At 64.9% G+C, this 15,985-nt stretch carries 14 protein-coding genes; 10 read left to right on the forward strand and 4 right to left on the reverse strand.

Annotated features, from left to right (window positions below; all coding sequences use genetic code 11):
* Positions 1-13 precede the first annotated feature (13 nt).
* The 4 genes from MAAFP003_RS09140 to MAAFP003_RS09155 all read left to right on the forward strand — a co-directional run bounded on the left by MAAFP003_RS09140 (position 14) and on the right by MAAFP003_RS09155 (position 4,371).
* Positions 14-475 carry an SRPBCC family protein gene (locus tag MAAFP003_RS09140; RefSeq protein WP_096286260.1) on the forward strand — a complete coding sequence of 154 codons (462 nt, stop codon included), beginning with the start codon at positions 14-16 and terminating at the stop codon, positions 473-475.
* A 120-nt stretch (positions 476-595) separates the two neighbouring features.
* Positions 596-1,504, forward strand: coding sequence for a metal-dependent hydrolase (locus MAAFP003_RS09145; protein ID WP_096286262.1), 909 nt, complete (start codon positions 596-598; stop codon positions 1,502-1,504).
* 3 nt (positions 1,505-1,507) lie between these two features.
* A complete protein-coding gene (locus tag MAAFP003_RS09150; protein ID WP_096286264.1) occupies positions 1,508-3,274 on the forward strand; it encodes an SDR family oxidoreductase in 1,767 nt (588 codons plus the stop codon).
* Between the two features lie 2 nt (positions 3,275-3,276).
* Positions 3,277-4,371 (forward strand): PDR/VanB family oxidoreductase, encoded by a 1,095-nt coding sequence (locus tag MAAFP003_RS09155; protein ID WP_096286266.1) that lies wholly within the window; start codon positions 3,277-3,279, stop codon positions 4,369-4,371.
* 4 nt (positions 4,372-4,375) lie between these two features.
* Here the strand turns inward: MAAFP003_RS09155 and MAAFP003_RS09160 are convergent, their stop codons facing one another.
* Both MAAFP003_RS09160 and MAAFP003_RS09165 read right to left on the reverse strand, forming a co-directional pair.
* On the reverse strand, positions 4,376-4,900 hold the full coding sequence (locus tag MAAFP003_RS09160; protein ID WP_243393839.1) for a GNAT family N-acetyltransferase: 525 nt from the start codon (positions 4,898-4,900) through the stop codon (positions 4,376-4,378).
* A gap of 15 nt (positions 4,901-4,915) precedes the next feature.
* Positions 4,916-5,494: a TetR/AcrR family transcriptional regulator gene (locus MAAFP003_RS09165; protein ID WP_096291003.1), complete on the reverse strand. Its 579-nt coding sequence runs from the start codon at positions 5,492-5,494 to the stop codon at positions 4,916-4,918.
* A gap of 215 nt (positions 5,495-5,709) precedes the next feature.
* Here MAAFP003_RS09165 and MAAFP003_RS09170 point away from each other — a divergent pair, with 215 nt between their 5' ends.
* Together MAAFP003_RS09170 and MAAFP003_RS09175 are read left to right on the forward strand one after the other, a co-directional pair.
* On the forward strand, positions 5,710-6,735 hold the full coding sequence (locus tag MAAFP003_RS09170; RefSeq protein WP_096286268.1) for an aromatic ring-hydroxylating dioxygenase subunit alpha: 1,026 nt from the start codon (positions 5,710-5,712) through the stop codon (positions 6,733-6,735).
* 5 nt (positions 6,736-6,740) lie between these two features.
* Positions 6,741-7,829, forward strand: coding sequence for an NAD(P)H-dependent amine dehydrogenase family protein (locus MAAFP003_RS09175; protein ID WP_096286270.1), 1,089 nt, complete (start codon positions 6,741-6,743; stop codon positions 7,827-7,829).
* Here MAAFP003_RS09175 and MAAFP003_RS09180 read toward each other — a convergent pair.
* On the reverse strand, positions 7,819-9,177 hold the full coding sequence (locus MAAFP003_RS09180; protein WP_096286272.1) for an HNH endonuclease signature motif containing protein: 1,359 nt from the start codon (positions 9,175-9,177) through the stop codon (positions 7,819-7,821). The two genes, MAAFP003_RS09175 and MAAFP003_RS09180, sit on opposite strands and share 11 nt — an antisense overlap.
* 111 nt (positions 9,178-9,288) lie before the next feature.
* Between MAAFP003_RS09180 and dapB the strand changes: the two genes are divergently transcribed.
* The 4 genes from dapB to MAAFP003_RS09200 all read left to right on the forward strand — a co-directional run bounded on the left by dapB (position 9,289) and on the right by MAAFP003_RS09200 (position 14,641).
* Entirely contained in the window at positions 9,289-10,026 is a 738-nt protein-coding gene (gene dapB, locus MAAFP003_RS09185) for a 4-hydroxy-tetrahydrodipicolinate reductase (RefSeq protein WP_096291004.1), read from the forward strand.
* Positions 10,023-10,478, forward strand: a complete 456-nt coding sequence (locus MAAFP003_RS09190) for a hypothetical protein (RefSeq protein ID WP_096286274.1) — start codon at positions 10,023-10,025, stop codon at positions 10,476-10,478. The genes dapB and MAAFP003_RS09190 overlap by 4 nt, the downstream gene beginning before the upstream one ends.
* Positions 10,479-10,528: 50 nt before the next feature.
* Positions 10,529-10,930: a flavodoxin family protein gene (locus MAAFP003_RS09195; protein WP_165796385.1), complete on the forward strand. Its 402-nt coding sequence runs from the start codon at positions 10,529-10,531 to the stop codon at positions 10,928-10,930.
* Positions 10,931-11,485: 555 nt separating this feature from the next.
* Positions 11,486-14,641 (forward strand): adenylate/guanylate cyclase domain-containing protein, encoded by a 3,156-nt coding sequence (locus MAAFP003_RS09200; protein ID WP_096286278.1) that lies wholly within the window; start codon positions 11,486-11,488, stop codon positions 14,639-14,641.
* Between the two features lie 64 nt (positions 14,642-14,705).
* Here the strand turns inward: MAAFP003_RS09200 and MAAFP003_RS29110 are convergent, their stop codons facing one another.
* Positions 14,706-15,668: a DUF7065 domain-containing protein gene (locus tag MAAFP003_RS29110; protein ID WP_207768494.1), complete on the reverse strand. Its 963-nt coding sequence runs from the start codon at positions 15,666-15,668 to the stop codon at positions 14,706-14,708.
* Between the last annotated feature and the right edge of the window lie 317 nt (positions 15,669-15,985).

Here is a 15,985-nt window from a genome sequence, read left to right on the forward strand (position 1 = left end):
TTAGGATCTGCGGATGAGCGACCCGTGCGTGTCGGCCACTGTCCAGATCGACGCCCGTCCCGATGTGGTCTATTCGCTGATCACCGATTTGCCGACGCTGACCTCGCTGGCCGAAGAGGCGGTTGCGATGCGGTGGTGCAAGGGCGACGCGGCGGGTCAGGGCGCGGTGTTCACCGGCCGTAACGAAAACGGCAGCAAGCGGTGGAACACGAGGTGCACCGTCACCGACGCGGAGCCGGGCCGACGGTTCGCGTTCGACGTGCGGCACACCGTTTTTCCCATTGCGCGCTGGCAATACGACATCGTCGCGTCCGACGGCGGCTGCCTGGTGACCGAAAGCACCTGGGACCGGCGGCCCGGCTGGTTCCGCAAGCTCTCCGGCAGGGCGACCGGCGTCACCGACCGGGTGGCCGCCAACACCAAGAACATCGAGCTCACGCTGCAGCGCCTCAAGCAGCGTGCCGAAGCCGGGTAGACCTCGCGAGGAACCCGGTACCGCCGGTTTCGCATATTCGTGCGGCGAACCTATAATTGCCATGCCCGATGTTCACCGAGACGACTTTCAGTCAAAGTAAACGCTGAGGTAGGGGGCCGTATGTTCACCGTCGACGACCAGGCCGCGGGTCCGCATGACGCGTCGCTCGATCGTGAGCGCCTCGTGCTCGAGGCGCGTGACGTGGCCTTCGACTGGGCGACGCTGCCGGTGCATTACGTGCCCGACGAGCCGTTTACCACCCACATGCTCAACGTTTTGCACCTGCTGCTGCCGGCCGGCGAGGAGTTTTTCGTCGAGGTGTTCAAGCGCGCGCTGCCGCTGATCCGGGACGACCAGCTGCGGCTGGATGTGCAGGGCTTCATCGGTCAGGAGGCGGTGCATTCGCAGGCGCACTCGGGCGTGCTCGCCCGGTTCGACGCCCGCGGCATCGACGTGACGCCCTACACCGGCCAGGTCAGGTGGATGTTCGAGAAGGTACTGGGGTCGCGGCCCGGGTGGAGCAAACGGCGCCAGGACAGCTGGCTGCTCGAGCAGGTCTCGTTCATCTCCGCGATCGAGCACTACACCGCGATCTTGGGTGAGTGGATCCTGAACACCCCCGCACACGACGCGATCGGCACCGATCCGGTGATGCTGGACATGCTGCGCTGGCACGGCGCCGAAGAAGTCGAGCACAAGGCGGTCGCCTTCGACACGATGAAGCACCTGCGGGCCGGGTATTGGCGGCAGGTACGTGCGCAGCTGGTGGTCTCTCCGGCGATGTTGCTGCTGTGGATCCGTGGCGTGCGCTACCTCTATTCGGTGGACCCGCTGCTGTCGCCGGGCACCAAGCCGCGCTGGCGTGACTACGTCAAAGCAGTCCGCCGCGGCCTGTTGCCCGGCCCGCTACGATTCCTGCGTGGTATCGCCGATTACTACCGGCCGGGCTTCCACCCGTCGCAATTGGGCGGGCTTGGGCAAGCAGTCGACTATCTGGCCGTCTCTCCTGCAGCGAGGGCGTCGCACTGAGCTATGACCATTGACTTCGGATTCACCGCATCCAACGGTGTGGCCCTGGCCGTCCATCGTTACACCGAAATCGACGCGTCGCGCCCGACCATTCTTGCCATTCACGGCTGGCCCGATAACCATCACGTCTGGGACCCGATCGCCGAGGAATTCGGGCAGAACTACGCCGGCCGATACAACTTCGTTGCCTACGACGTCCGCGGCGCCGGCGAATCATCGCGTCCGGCAAAGCAATCCGGGTACGCGTTCGAGCATCTGGTTTCCGATCTCGGCGCGGTGATCGACAGCCTGGGTGTCGAGAAGGTCCATCTGCTGGCCCACGACTGGGGCTCGATCCAGGCCTGGGCGGCCATCACCGATGAATCGATGATGGACAAGATCGCGACGTTCACCTCGATCTCGGGACCGCATCTGCAATACGCGGGCAGGTTCTTGCGCTCGGCGCGCAACCCGCGGGGGCTGGCCCAGGTCGCGGGCCAGCTGATGGCTTCGACCTACATCGGCTTCTTCCTGTGCCCGGGCGTGCCGGAAGCGGCGTTTCATTCCGGAATCGGCGCCAAAGTCGTTGAGGCCATCGAACGCATCGGCCGGTCGAGCACGCGCAGTCAACGTCGCGCGACGCCGCGATCGACCGCGGACTATGTCAACGGGTTGAACCTGTACCGGGCCAACATGCCCGCGCCGATGTTGAGGCCCGGACGCGAACTGCCGAAGACCAACGTCGCGGTTCAGGTGCTGGTGCCGCGCATGGACCTCTTCGTGACTCCCGCGCTGCAGCGCTTCACCGGCGCGATTCCCGCTGGGGGCAGGGTGGTTTCGATCGAGGGTGGTCACTGGGTGGTGACGTCTCGCCCCGATGTGGTGGCCCGGCTCACCAGCGAGTGGGTCGATCGCAGCGTCGGCGGCGCGGCCCCCGCCGGCGAGCCCGCGGTGCAAGGCGGCCCGCACGAGATCCCGGGCAAGCTCGCGTTGATCACCGGCGCGGGTGCCGGCATCGGCCGGGCCACCGCGGTGGAACTTGCCCGCCATGGTGCTCGCAAGGTGATTATCGTCGATCGAAACCTTAACGCGGCCAACGAAACTGCGGATGCCGTTCGTGCCGCGTGCGCCGAGGCCGTGGTGTACCAAGCCGACGTCAGCGACGAAGCGTCGATGAACGACCTTGCCGCCCAAGTCCTCAACGACCACGGTGTGGTCGACATCTTGGTGAACAACGCCGGCATCGGCATGGCGGGCCGGTTCCTGGAGACCAGCCCGGGGAACTGGGAGGACATCATCGGGGTCAACCTGCGTGGTGTCATCACCGGCAGCAGGGCTTTCGGCGCGCAGATGGTCGAGCGTGGCGAGGGCGGGACGATCATCAACGTGGCCTCGGCGTCGGCGTACCTGCCGTCGAAATTCATGGTCGCCTACAGCACCACGAAGGCGGCGGTGCTGGGGTTCAGCGAGTCGCTGCGCGCCGACTTCGCCGACGAGGGCATTGCCGTCACCGCGGTGTGCCCCGGATTCGTCAACACCGATATCGCCAAAAGCACTGTCTACGCTGGGATGTCGGATGCCGAGCAGGAGCGGGCCCGGGACAGGGCCGACGCGGCCTACCGGCGCCGCAACTACACCCCGCAGGCCGTGGCCGAGGCCATCGTCAGGGCGATCAAGACCGGGCCAGCGGTGCTACCGGTCGCCGCCGAGTCCAGAATCGGCTACGCGATGCGCCGGATCAGTCCGGGCGCCGTGCGGCTGCTTGCCCGGCTGGACATTCGGCCGACGTAAGCATGGTGGGGGATTTGACTGTGCGGGAGAGTATCTGGGCCAGTAGGCCCACCGATCTTTACGGTCGGCGCGAACGCGACCGTCTCGGCACGGCGTTGTGGGGGATCCGGGCGTTGTACGACGGATTCAGCGCGGTGTCGCGGTGGGAGCCGTCGCGGATCAAGCCGGTGCGGCGCACCCGGGTCGCCGTCGTGACCAAGCGTGAACTCGTCGCACCCGATGTCGTCGCGCTGACCCTGGCCGACCCGGATGGCGGGTTGCTCCCGTCCTGGACGCCCGGCGGTCACATCGACATGGTGCTGCCCTCGGGCCGGCGCCGCCAGTACTCGCTGTGCGGTCCGCCCGGCCGGCGCACCGACTACCGCATCGCGATACGGCGAATCGCCGACGGCGGAGGCGGTTCGATTGAAATGCACGACGCGTTCGACGTCGGCTCCACATGTGAGTTCGAAGGCCCGCGTAACGCCTTCTATCTCGGTTCGGCCGAGCGTGACGTGTTGTTCGTGATCGGCGGCATCGGCGTGACGCCCATTCTGCCGATGATCCAGATCGCCCGGCAACGCGGAATCAATTGGCGCGCAATCTATGCCGGGCGCAGCAGGGAATACATGCCGTTGCTCGACGAAGTGACGGCGGTGGCCCCGGACCGGGTGACCATCTGGGCCGACGACGAACAGGGCCGCTGTGCCGCCGTCGATGACCTGCTCGTCGGCGCCGGGCCGATGACCGCCGTCTACGTGTGCGGCCCGGCCGGGATGCTCGAGGCGGTTCGCATAGCCCGCAACGAACACGCCGATGCGCCTTTGCATTACGAGCGATTCAGTCCGCCACCGGTCGTCGACGGCGTTGCATTCGAACTTGAGCTCGCGCGCTCACAGCGGCGCCTCGATGTTCCGGCGAATCGGTCCGCGCTCGACGTGATGCGAGACCTTGACCCGACCACGCCTTATTCCTGCCAGCAAGGCTTCTGCGGGACATGCAAAGTCAAAGTGCTTGCCGGACAGGTCGACCACCGCGGGCGCACGGCGGTCGGCGGCGACGAGATGCTGGTCTGCGTGTCGCGGGCGAAAGCCGGCCGGCTCGTCATCGACGCCTGAGCGCTCAGCCTGCGGGCGCCGACCGATGACGCCGGTAGCCCACATGGCGCACCGTGACGCCGGGCAGCGGCTGCCAGACGAGCGTGCGGTCGTCAAGTTGAAAGTCGTTGTCTTCATAGAATTGTCGCGCCGTGTCATTCTTTTCTGCACACCACAGAACCACGTCGCCCGACGGATTGGCATTGACGGCCTTGTTCAGCAGGCGCACACCGACTCCGAGGCCCTTGGCATCGTCGCAGGTGTAGAGGGCGTCGATTTGCAGGTCATCGCTGCTGGCGGACTCAGGCCCGAAGACCGTCATCCCCAATAGCTTGCCGCGGGCCTCGGCGACCCACATGCCCCATCCCGGCTGATTGAGCGCTTCCGGGTACTTCACCGTGGCCCACAATTGCGGCGTTGCGATCAGGTCGAGCAGGTAATCGTCCAGGATGCCGGCGAACGACCGCCGCCACACCGGATAGTGCATCGCCGCGACCTTCTCGAAATCGCCCGGTCCGGCCCTGCGGATCTTGACGTCCTTCGATTTCACAGGGCCACCTTAAGGTCAATCCGCCCGGGAATGCTCGAGGTAAGCGACTAGGGCGTTCGTCAGACCACGCCGCGCCATGTCCAGGTCGGCATAGGAGCCCAGTTGACGCTCGGACACCAGGCCGCGCATCGCGCCCGGGATCAGCGCGGCCAGTTCCCGGACCCGGTCCGGATCGACGTCGAGCCCCGCGAAGGCGTTCTGACAGGTCTCCAGCCAGCTCTTGCCCCAGGAGAACAACTCGGCGGCGGTGCGCGGGTACAGGCGCTCCAGCTCGGCGGGGTCGCGGGGGAGGGCGGCACGCAGATTTTCGATCGCGCGCGAATCCGGCGACGCCAGACCGCGGTACAAGGTTTCGATGATGGCGCTGACCCGCTCGTGCAGGGGGGCGTTCGGTTGGACCGGCGTCGACAGTGACGAGAACGTCGCCGCCCGTCGCTCGGCGGTACGGTGCAGCACGGCCGCCCAGAACCCGTCGGTGTCGCCGAACTGGTATTGCACCGCGCCCCAGGTGGCGCCGATGTCTTTGGCGATGCGATTGGCCGACACCGACCCCGGCTCGCCCGAGCCCAGCGATCGCAATGCGGCCTCGAGCATGTTCTCGCGAGTAGCGCTGCCGCGCCGGTTCGGCCGCCGGCCCACGATGCCGGCCTCCGAAACGTGCCTGGTAGCCCGCTGTGCCATCGGCCGATCCTAATCGATTGTTTGCACGCCGCGGCGGAGCGGACTAGATTTTCATAGAGGGTACGTTGATTATTGACTGGCGCCGCTATCATTCGTTGCGAGGAGGACAGCTCTGATGCCTGAGTTCGATGGCTAAGCCGCCGTTGTCGATGAAACCGACCGGATGGTTCCAGGTCGCCTGGTCCGAGGAGATCGGCGTCGGGGACGTCCACAGGATGAAGTACTTCGACCAGGAAATGGTCGCCTGGCGGGCTGACTCCGGGCAGCTCACCGTCATGAACGCCTATTGCGAGCACTTGGGTGCGCATCTGGGTTACGGCGGCAAGGTCGTCGGCGAGGTGTTGCAGTGCCCATTCCACGGCTGGCAGTGGAGCAACGAGGGCCGCAACGTGTGCATTCCGTATCAGGACCGCCCCAATCGCGGCCGCCGGGTGCGCACCTATCCCGTGGTGGAGCGCAACGAGTCGGTCTACATCTGGCACGACGTCGACCGTCGCGAGCCGTTCTTCGACGCCCCGGACGTGTTCGCCGCGTTCGGCGACGGCAGCAGTGCCGACGGCTACTACCCGCAGCAGCGGTTGTACCGCGCCGGCCTGGAGTTGCACCCGCAGTACGTGCTGGAAAACGGGGTGGACTTCGCGCACTTCAAGTACGTGCACAACACGCCGATCGTGCCGGTGTTCACTCGCCACGACTTCGGCGAACCCGTGTCTTTCGTGGACTTCACCATCACCTTCGAGGGCGACGACGGGCAGCGGATCGAAGACGTGAACAGCGGCGTCGAGGCGATCAACGGCGGGCTGGGCATCGCGGTGACCAAGAGCTGGGGCATGGTCGACAACCGCACCATCTCGGCGATCACCCCGGTCGACGAGTGCACGTCCGATGTGCGGTTCATGGTGTACATCGGCCGGGCGCCGCACAAGGATCCGGTGCGCGCCGAGGCGAAGGCCCAGGAGTTCGGCCGAGAAGTCATCCGGCAGTTCGAGCAGGACATCGAAATCTGGCGACACCAGCGCTATTCGGATCCGCCCGCGCTCGCCAATGACGAGTACGAAGGGTTCACGGCAATCCGTAAGTGGGCCAAGCAGTTTTATCCCGACGGAATCGGTGGCAGCGCCGCCGAAGTGTACGCAGCATCCCAGAAAGGCTGAATGCAATGAATGCACCCGCTGGACCGATTCGCGTCTTCCAAGTCGGAAGTGGAAACGTCGGGTCGGAGATGATCAGGCGGATCGCGACCCAGCCTGATCTCGAACTCATTGGTGTGCATGCCTATTCGCCGGAGAAAGTCGGAAAGGACACCGGCGAGTTCGCCGGCATGGGGGCCAACGGGGTGAAGTTCACCGGGAGCATCGAGGAAATCATCGCTGCCAAGCCCGACGTGCTGACGTTCCACGGCGTGTTTCCCGACGAGGACCTCTATGTCAAAGTGCTTGAGGCGGGCATCGATATCGTCACCACCGCCGACTGGATCACCGGCTGGCACCGCGACACCAACCATCCGCACCCGTCCGGCAAACTGGTGACCCAGTTGCTGGCCGAGGCGTGCGAGAAGGGCGGTGCGACCTTCTACGGCACCGGGATGAACCCGGGGCTCAACCAGATTCTCGGTGTGGTGTGCTCGGCCGACGTCGCCGACATCGAAAACGTCACCACGATCGAGTCCGTCGATGTGTCGTGTCACCACTCCAAGGACACCTGGATCGAGGTGGGTTACGGCCTGCCGGTTGACGATCCGTCGATCCCGGGCAAGCTTGAGAAGTACACCCGCGTGTTCGCCGACAGTGTGCTGCTGATGGCCGACTGCTTCGACGTCAAACTCGACGAGGTCAAGTTCAGTTACGAGTTGGGCGCGTGCACAAAGGATGTCGACCTGGGCTGGTACATCCTGCCCAAGGGTTCGCTGGGCGGCAACTACATCAAGTATCAAGGCATGGTGGACGGGGTGCCCCGAGTCGAGACGCACCTGGAATGGCAGATGACCCCGCACACCGATCCGCACTGGGATATCAAGGGCTGCTACATCACCCAGATCAAGGGCGACCCGTGTATCTACAACAAACACATGATCTTCCCGAAGCCCGGCGTCGACCTGTCCAACCCGGACAACTTCGCCTCCATCGGCATGACGGTGACCGGCATGCCCGCCCTGGCCTCCATCAGGTCGGTGGTAGCGGCGCCGCCCGGGCTGATCACCAGTGCCGACCTTCCGCTGCGCGCATTCGCCGGGCGGTTCAAGCGGTAGCGTCATCGCCCAGAACTCTCTCCGGGTGGTGGTAGTCGTTGGTGCGCGGGCCGGATTCAAACTGCGGCGGTGGAATCCATTCGGTGCGACCGTTGGCTGATTTCCTTGTCCGCCAACCTATTCCCGCGAGTTTGTGGTGGGGTCTACACGCGAAGGTGAGGTTGTCGACATCGGTTGCGCCGCCGCCGGCCCATTCCTCGATGTGGTGGACTTCGCACCAATACCCTGCAGCGTCGCAGCCCGGGTGCGTACAGCCGCGGTCCTTGGCGTACAGGACCACCCGCTGATCCGGTGTGGCAACTCGGCGCGATCGGCCGAGATACAGTGGCCGGCTCTGATGGTCGTCGAATACGGCAAGATAGTGGTAAGCGTGGCCCGCCATCCGGATCACATCCCGCATGGGCAGCAGCGTTCCGCCACCCGTCACCGCTCGGCCCGCGCCCGTCGTCAGCTCCTGCAGCGTGGTCGACACAATGACGCTTACCGGCAATCCGTTGTGCTGACCGAGCTTCGGGTCGCCCAACTGGCCCCGGACCAACGCATTGAGCGCGTCGTGCTGACGTTGCCCCGGAGTACGCGCATCCCGGCCAACGCCCGCCTCGGCGGGTTCGCCGGTAGTGCAAGGGTATTCATCGTCTGGGTTGCACATGCCGGGCGCGGCGAATCGGGCGAACCACGCTTCGAGATTTGCACGCAATTCTGGTGACGCGATGAGCTTTCCGATGCTCATCCCGTCGCTGCGCTGGCCGCACCACGCGAAGCCGCGCCGGCGCGCTCGGTCGGCATCGGAGAACTTCCCATCGGGATTGATGTGCAGCGCGATTCGATATGCGGCCCTTTGCAACTGATCGGGACGTAGCTTGGTGGCTTGCCGGGCGAGAAATCGTTCGGCATCCTCGACCTCGTCGGCGGGTGTGGCTTCCGGAAGGTCGCGGACGAAAGCCTGAATTACCCGCAGATGCTGCGCGTCGAGCCGGCCTTCTCGCCAGACCGTTGCGGTGGCCGGAAGCTCCGGTGGCAGGTCCGCACCGGTGAGGGTGGTGCGGCCGGATAGTTGTTCGGCGTCCTTGACCCGTCGGCGAGCTTCGGCATAACTGATCCGCAGGCAGTCGGCAATGACCTGGTGGATCGGGCCACCCACCCTCGCCGGCTCCTCGTCGGACAAGCGCGCAATGATGTCGTGGCTCAACGCAATCTGTCGTCGGCGCGAGGCTTCCATCCGTTCGAGCACTCGCAGCCGGACGGTGGGGCTCAAAACCTCGAAGTCGAGGGCGCTGATCGCGGCGTCGCCCGCGTCGAGTGCGTCCAGGGCGGCGGCCACTTCCGTGCCCACTTCGATCGAATACATGTTCGAATTTTATCGGTCTTCATCAGGCCCGGCCCCGGCGAATACCAAGGCTGTGGACAAACGCCCAACTGTGGACAAAGCCACGACCCACCCCCGTCTAGGGTGAAGGCCATGCGGGTAGGAGTGCTGGGAGCCAAGGGCAAGGTCGGGTCGGCGATGGTCGCCGGTGTGCGGGCCGCCGACGATCTGACGTTGTCCGCCGAGGTGGACGCCGGCGACCCGATGAGTCTGCTGACCGATCACGACACCGAGGTCGTGATCGACTTCACCCACCCCGACGTGGTGATGGGCAACCTGGAGTTCTTGATTGGCAACGGGATTCACGCCGTGGTCGGCACCACCGGCTTCACCGCCGAGCGGCTGCGACAGGTGGAGTCGTGGCTGGCCGACAGCCCGAAAACTTCCGTGCTGATCGCGCCGAATTTCGCGATCGGGGCGGTGCTGTCCATGCATTTCGCGAAACAGGCCGCGCCGTTCTTCGACTCCGTTGAGGTCGTCGAACTGCATCACCCGCACAAGGCCGACGCGCCGTCTGGCACGGCGACTCGAACCGCCAAGCTGATCGCCGAATCTCGAAAAGGCTTGCCGCCCAACCCCGATGCCACCAGCACCGGCTTACCCGGAGCGCGCGGCGCCGACGTCGACGGAATTCCGGTGCACTCGGTGCGGCTGGCCGGGCTGGTCGCCCACCAGGAGGTGTTGTTCGGCACCGAGGGCGAGACCCTGACCATCCGCCACGACAGCCTGGACCGCACGTCGTTCGTGCCGGGCGTGCTGCTGGCGGTGCGCCGCATCAAAGAACACCCCGGGCTGACGGTGGGGCTGGAGCCCCTGCTCAACCTGCAATGAGCAGGTTGCTGCGCACGCAATTACTGATCGCGTTCCTGTGCGCGGCGATGTTGCTGTACTTCGTGCTGCTGGGGCGGTTGGCCGTCGCGATGATCGCTTCGGGCCGGGCCGCCGCCGTCGGCCTCGGGCTGGCGGTGTTGATCATGCCGGTGATCGGGCTGTGGGCGATGATCTCCACGCTGCGCGCCGGACTCGCCCACCAGAAGCTGGCCCGGCTGATCGCCGAGGAGGGGATGGAACTCGATGCCGGCGAGCTGCCGCGGCGGCCGTCGGGTCGTATCCAGCGCGATGCCGCCGACGCGCTGTTCGCCACCGTGCGCACCGAAGTGGAAGCCCACCCCGACGACTGGCGGCATTGGTATCGGCTGGCGCGGGCCTACGACTACGCGGGAGATCGCCGCCGCGCCCGGGAAGCCATGAAGACGGCGGTCGAGCTGGAGGGGCGCCCGTGAGCAAGACGCTGCTGATCGTGCACCACACGCCGTCGCCGCACTGCCAGGAGATGTTCGAGGCGGTGGTGGCCGGGGCGACCGATCCCGAGATCGAAGGGGTGGACGTGGTGCGTCGGGCGGCGCTGACGGTCTCGCCGGTCGAGATGCTGGCGGCCGACGGCTATCTGCTCGGCACGCCTGCCAACCTCGGCTACATGTCGGGCGCTCTCAAGCACGCATTCGATTGCGCCTATTACCAATTGCTCGATTCGACGCAGGGACGCCCGTTCGGCTTGTACCTGCACGGCAACGAGGGCACTGAGGGTGCCGAGCGCGCCGTCGATGCCATCACGACGGGCCTGGGGTGGGTGAAAGCCGCTGCGACCGTGGCGGTTTCGGGTAAGCCGGGCAAGGACGACGTCGAGGCATGCTGGAACCTCGGGGCGAGCGTCGCGGCCCAGCTGATGGAGTGAAAATCACTTAGGGCGAACGTGTTTCCATAGCCCGTGGAGTGGACAACAGCGATCTCCGCATGATCGGTGGCGACGCACCGGGCTCGACGCGACTCATTGCGCGAAGGAACGGCGAACCCACTCCCGCGGGGGGCGCTTCCGCTACAGGTTGCGAGGTTGCGGGCCGGGCCGCTGACGCGGCCGGGCCGGTCGGTGGGATGGCTGGCGGGGGAGCCAATGCGTCGACTGATTAGCCGCGAACACCCAAACGACGGTCATGGCCCAGACGTCAGACGGGAAGCACCCAGCGCGGGCGGACGTCAAAATGACGTTGCTCAGCGCCCCGAGAATTCGCTCTTTTTGTCTTAGTCCCGCTGTGCCTCGGCCACAATGACCGATGCGCTCGCGCACAAGCGCTGTACTCCGCGGACAATTCGGTACCACAGCGCACGCCTCTGGTATTCGCAAGGTCATTCGCCTTGTGAATACCACTCTTGCATTTCGCGCGCGACAGGTCGTATTGACGTTACGCTTTCGACGTATTGTTGGGTGGTACTTCGGGATCGGTGGTGCTGTATGCCGGTTACGTTCGCATGTATGAACTGCAGCGCAGAATTGCGGTCGAACGCTAAGTTCTGCGATGAATGCGGTGGGCCAGTTGCGGTGTCGAGCACCCTTGCCGAGTTCAAGCAGGTGACGGTGCTGTTCGCCGACGTGGTGCACTCGATGGATATCGCGGCAGCGGTCGGCGCAGAGCGCTGGCGCGAGATCGTGACCGAGCTGCTCAACCGTTCATCCACGGTGGTGCGCCGCTACGGCGGTCGGGTCGACAAGTTCACCGGTGACGGCATGATGGCTGTGTTTGGTGCGCCCGCGGCTTTGGAAGATCACGCGCTGCGGGCGTGTTTGGCCGCTCTTGCTATTCAGGATGAGGCCAAGCGGCTGGCGGTTGTGGTCGAAGGCCGCGACGCTGTCGATCTGCAGCTGCGGATAGGGCTGAATTCCGGCGAGGTGATTGCCGGTCAGATCGGTTCGGCTGCGTTGGGCTACACGGCAGTTGGCGAGCAGGTAGGGCTGGCTCAGCGGATGGAGTCCGTGGCTCCGCCGAGTGGGGTGGTGCTCAGCGAAACCACTGCGCGGCTGGTCGAGGGCGTGGCGGTGCTGGGAGAGCCGGAGATGACGCACATTAAAGGCGACGACGTGGTGCCGACGCGACGGCTGCTCGGAGTAGTCGAGCAGCGCCAGCAGACCGGTCCGTCGTATTCAACTTTGGTGGGCCGCGAGTGGGAGTTGGGCACACTGGCGGCGATGCTGGATCGGTCGATGGCTGGACGCGGGTCGGTGGTGGGCGTGACCGGTCCTCCTGGTATTGGCAAAACCCGACTTGCCCGCGAAGCCGTGCAGCTGGCGAAAGACCGTGGCGTCGAGGTGTTTTTCACATTCTGCGAATCACATGCCAGCGACGTTCCGTTCCGGGTAGTGGCGCGCCTGTTGCGCGCAGTCGGGCAGTTGAGTGGTCTGGACGATCAGACCGCGCAGGCGCGCGTGCGGGCACAATTTCCCGACGCCGATCCGCAGGACCTCCTGTTGCTCGATGACCTGCTGGGCATCGCCGGTCCCGACGTGGAGCTGCCCAAGATCGATCCGGACGCGCGGCGTCGGCGCTTGACCGCGCTGATCAACACGGCTCAGCTGGCCCGCACCCAACCAGCAATTTTCATCGTGGAGGATGCGCACTGGATCGACGAGGCCAGCGAATCCATGCTTGCTGATTTCGTCGCGGTGTTCCCCCAGACTCACTCGTTGCTGTTAATCACCTATCGCCCCGAATACCACGGAGCCCTGCACCGTGTCCCAGGCGCACAGACGATTGCTCTGGTGCCCCTGAGCAAATCGGAAACCTCCATGCTGGTCGCCGAACTGCTGGGGCCCGATCCGTCCGTCGGCGAGGTCGCCGAAATCATCGCCGCGCGCTCTGCCGGTAATCCGTTCTTCGCCGAGGAGATAGCGCGTGAGCTCGCCGAACGCGGCGTGCTAGTGGGGCAGCGTGGCGGCTATACCTGTCGCACCGATGTGGCAGCGGTCGGTGTGCCGGCAACGTTGCAGGCGGCGATCGCTGCGCGTATTGACCGGCTCAGCCCGGCGGGTAAACAGACCCTTGCCGCGGCCGCGGTCATCGGGTCGCGGTTCAGCTACGATCTGCTGGCAAGCCTGGGCATCGACCCGCGGGTCGACGAGCTGATCAACGCTGAGCTCATCGATCAAGTGCGGTTCACTCCACGCGCCGAGTACGCGTTTCGGCATCCACTGATCCGCACCGTGGCCTACGAATCACAACTCAAATCCGATCGAGCGCAGATGCATCGGCAGCTGGCCGCCATGATCGAAGCCAACGAGCCAGGATCGGCCGACCAGTCCGCGGCCCTTATCGCCGAACACCTGGAGGCCGCCGGTGATGGGCACACCGCGTTCGGCTGGCACATGCGTGCCGCAACGTGGGCGACCAATCGCGATATCGCCGCCGCGCGTCTGAGCTGGGAGCGCGCCCGGAAAATCTCCGATGCACTTCCCGCCGAGGACGCGCACCGCACCGCCATGCGCATAGCCCCGCGCACCATGTTGTGCGGGATCGCCTGGCGAGTCCATGCACATCCGGCAGGGGACCGCTTCGACGAATTGCGAGAGTTGTGTGACATCGCCGACGACAAGGCGTCACTCGTCATCGCAATGGCGGGGCTAGTGATGGACCACGCGCATCAGGCCCGGACGTGCGAGGCTTCGCAGCTGGCATCGGAAGTCTGGGCCCTCGCCGAGTCGATCGGCGATCCGGCCCTGACGGTGGGGCTGTCCACCGCGGCTATTTACGGCAAAGGTTCAAGTGGTGAGTTGGGTAACGTGCTGCGGTGGTCACAGAGAGTCATCGACCTGGCCGACGGCGACCCATCCAAAGGCAACTTCATTATCGGGTCTCCGCTAGCGAGCGCCTTTACGACGCGCGCCATTGCCCGTTATTGCCTGGGCCGTCCCGGATGGCGAGACGACCTACGGCACGGCCTCGCCATGGCCCGCGACGCCGACCCAATGTCATACGCCTTGGCCGTCGCCTACATCTACAACGCGGGGATACCGCTTGGAGTCCTGACGGCAGACGATCGCGCGGTGCGCGAGACGGAAGATGCTCTCCGGATTGTCGAACGATCCGGGGATGACGTGGCTTTGGCCTACACCCGGATGGCCCTGGGCGTCGCGTTGGTGCACCGCCAGACGGCTTCGGCGCGCGACCGTGGGCAGGAGCTCCTGGCGGAAGTCGGCGACGCGTTCGTGCGCGGAGGACACAACCTGGGCGAATTGCCAATCGTCAAGATGTACTTGGCGCGCGAAAGAGCTAGGGGCGGAGATCGCGACGAGGCGATATCGCTCATGCGCGAGGGACAGTTGCTGGCGTGCGGGGTTTGGCAGGATCCAGCGACCGGTGTTCTGGTCGAGACACTGCTAGACCGCGGGGCCGAGGCTGACCTGGCCGAAGCCGAGGCCGCGATCGAGCACATAGCAGCCGCGCCAGCACACGAGGGTCTCGTGATACGCGACATCTGGCAGCTGCGACTAAAAGCTCTCCTGGCGCGGGCTCGAGGCGACGCCGAGGCTTATGTGTACTTCAGAGATCGACACAGCGAGAGGGCGAGATCGCTTGAGTTTGATGGGCACCTAGCTTGGGCAGAAGAAATGCCATGACAGCGCAACTCGGTGGCTGGACAACGTAAATCCCTCGGGTGGGTGGCGGATCTCAGCTCGGTGATCATCGCATGACCATCCGCGCCGCTGGGCGCAGGCGTGGCAGCACCCGTAGCAGACCGAGTGGCCCGCCATGCCACGCGTGCTCGGTCAAGCCAATCCCGTTGCGGCGCTGACCGTCAATGGTCGTTTCAAAGCGTGCCGCCGACTCTTGGATCACCAAACCCTTTCGGTACAAGCATGATTGGGCGGTAGCGCTGCCTTGAATCTCGAGTCGCAAGCCGCTGACGTCGGTGACCGTGATCCGCGACGTACGCGGTACATGAAGGCCGGCCATTCCGTAGTCCACGGCCAACTCCGTCACCGCGTGGTTCGCGCCATCGTGGTGGATGTAGCCGCAGGGGTATGCCCGTCCACCGTTGATCAGCAGGGTGCAGTTCATGGTGAAGTCTGGCCCGAACAGCATCGGAATCCAATTCCAGCCTTCGATGGTGCGCCAATCGCGGTCTCCCCAGGACTTGTCTCGCTGACCGAGGCCGTCAATCTCGTAGGTCGCTCCGTTCATCGTTATCGTGCCTGTGACCCGCCCGGACTGCTCTATGTGCACATCGGCAATTCCGGGCGGAATGTATTGGCCCGGAGGCGCTTCGGCGCGAAAATCGTACGGCGCGTGCAGCGCAGTAAAGGTCAGATCCACCTCGTCGCGGCCCCGCAGCAGTACCCGCCACTTCGACATCGGTTCGCTCATGTGAAACTCCAGGGCCCCGATGCCGAGGCGGCCAGGATCGGGGGTGCCGGTGTAGCGGGCGTTGAGTCTGGCGTAGCCGCCCTCAACCCGGCCGTTTCGCATGGTGTACAGCAGCGCGTCAGCGGTGTGATTGCTGGGACGATATCCGATGCGGGCCAAGCCCGTTGCGTCCGACTGGGGATCGAACCAACTGAAAAAGAAGCTTTCTTGCCAGACACGGTGCGGTCCTGGGTCGTGCATGAATTCGTCATTCGCGTCGACCATCTCGTCAGTCCTCACGACTCGGAGACAAATGCGGTGGCAACAAGAATCTCCAAGACTAACGTGACCGATCGGTACCCGCGACACTTCTGGTCACCCCGACGCCCACATTCATTCACCTCGATGATTTCGCTGCCCTCTGAAATTAGACATCGCAAGTTGTCAAATACTTCTACACCAGCAGTTACCTACCGGCCATCCAATCGTCATTTGGTGGTTTGTCGGGGAGCGGGACTCGGTCCCGTTTGTCTTGGGTCGTTGTTGTTCGCGGCATTTTCACCCCAAAATAGAACCTGCGAAGAACGCAAAATCTGCCATGCTGTGCGTATGTCGCG

Origin of the sequence: Mycobacterium ahvazicum (genome assembly GCF_900176255.2) — a bacterium.
Classification (GTDB): domain Bacteria; phylum Actinomycetota; class Actinomycetes; order Mycobacteriales; family Mycobacteriaceae; genus Mycobacterium; species Mycobacterium ahvazicum.

What these genes read in the sequence shown, in the direction of transcription:
- MAAFP003_RS09140 (WP_096286260.1), top strand. Translation starts at nt 14, where the DNA reads ATGAGCGACCCGTGCGTGTCGGCCACTGTCCAGATCGACGCCCGTCCC.
- MAAFP003_RS09145 (WP_096286262.1), top strand. Translation starts at nt 596, where the DNA reads ATGTTCACCGTCGACGACCAGGCCGCGGGTCCGCATGACGCGTCGCTC.
- MAAFP003_RS09150 (WP_096286264.1), top strand. Translation starts at nt 1,508, where the DNA reads ATGACCATTGACTTCGGATTCACCGCATCCAACGGTGTGGCCCTGGCC.
- MAAFP003_RS09155 (WP_096286266.1), top strand. Translation starts at nt 3,277, where the DNA reads ATGGTGGGGGATTTGACTGTGCGGGAGAGTATCTGGGCCAGTAGGCCC.
- MAAFP003_RS09165 (WP_096291003.1), bottom strand. Translation starts at nt 5,494, where the DNA reads ATGCTCGAGGCCGCATTGCGATCGCTGGGCTCGGGCGAGCCGGGGTCG.
- MAAFP003_RS09170 (WP_096286268.1), top strand. Translation starts at nt 5,710, where the DNA reads ATGGCTAAGCCGCCGTTGTCGATGAAACCGACCGGATGGTTCCAGGTC.
- MAAFP003_RS09175 (WP_096286270.1), top strand. Translation starts at nt 6,741, where the DNA reads ATGAATGCACCCGCTGGACCGATTCGCGTCTTCCAAGTCGGAAGTGGA.
- MAAFP003_RS09180 (WP_096286272.1), bottom strand. Translation starts at nt 9,177, where the DNA reads ATGTATTCGATCGAAGTGGGCACGGAAGTGGCCGCCGCCCTGGACGCA.
- dapB (WP_096291004.1), top strand. Translation starts at nt 9,289, where the DNA reads ATGCGGGTAGGAGTGCTGGGAGCCAAGGGCAAGGTCGGGTCGGCGATG.
- MAAFP003_RS09190 (WP_096286274.1), top strand. Translation starts at nt 10,023, where the DNA reads ATGAGCAGGTTGCTGCGCACGCAATTACTGATCGCGTTCCTGTGCGCG.
- MAAFP003_RS09195 (WP_165796385.1), top strand. Translation starts at nt 10,529, where the DNA reads ATGTTCGAGGCGGTGGTGGCCGGGGCGACCGATCCCGAGATCGAAGGG.
- MAAFP003_RS09200 (WP_096286278.1), top strand. Translation starts at nt 11,486, where the DNA reads ATGCCGGTTACGTTCGCATGTATGAACTGCAGCGCAGAATTGCGGTCG.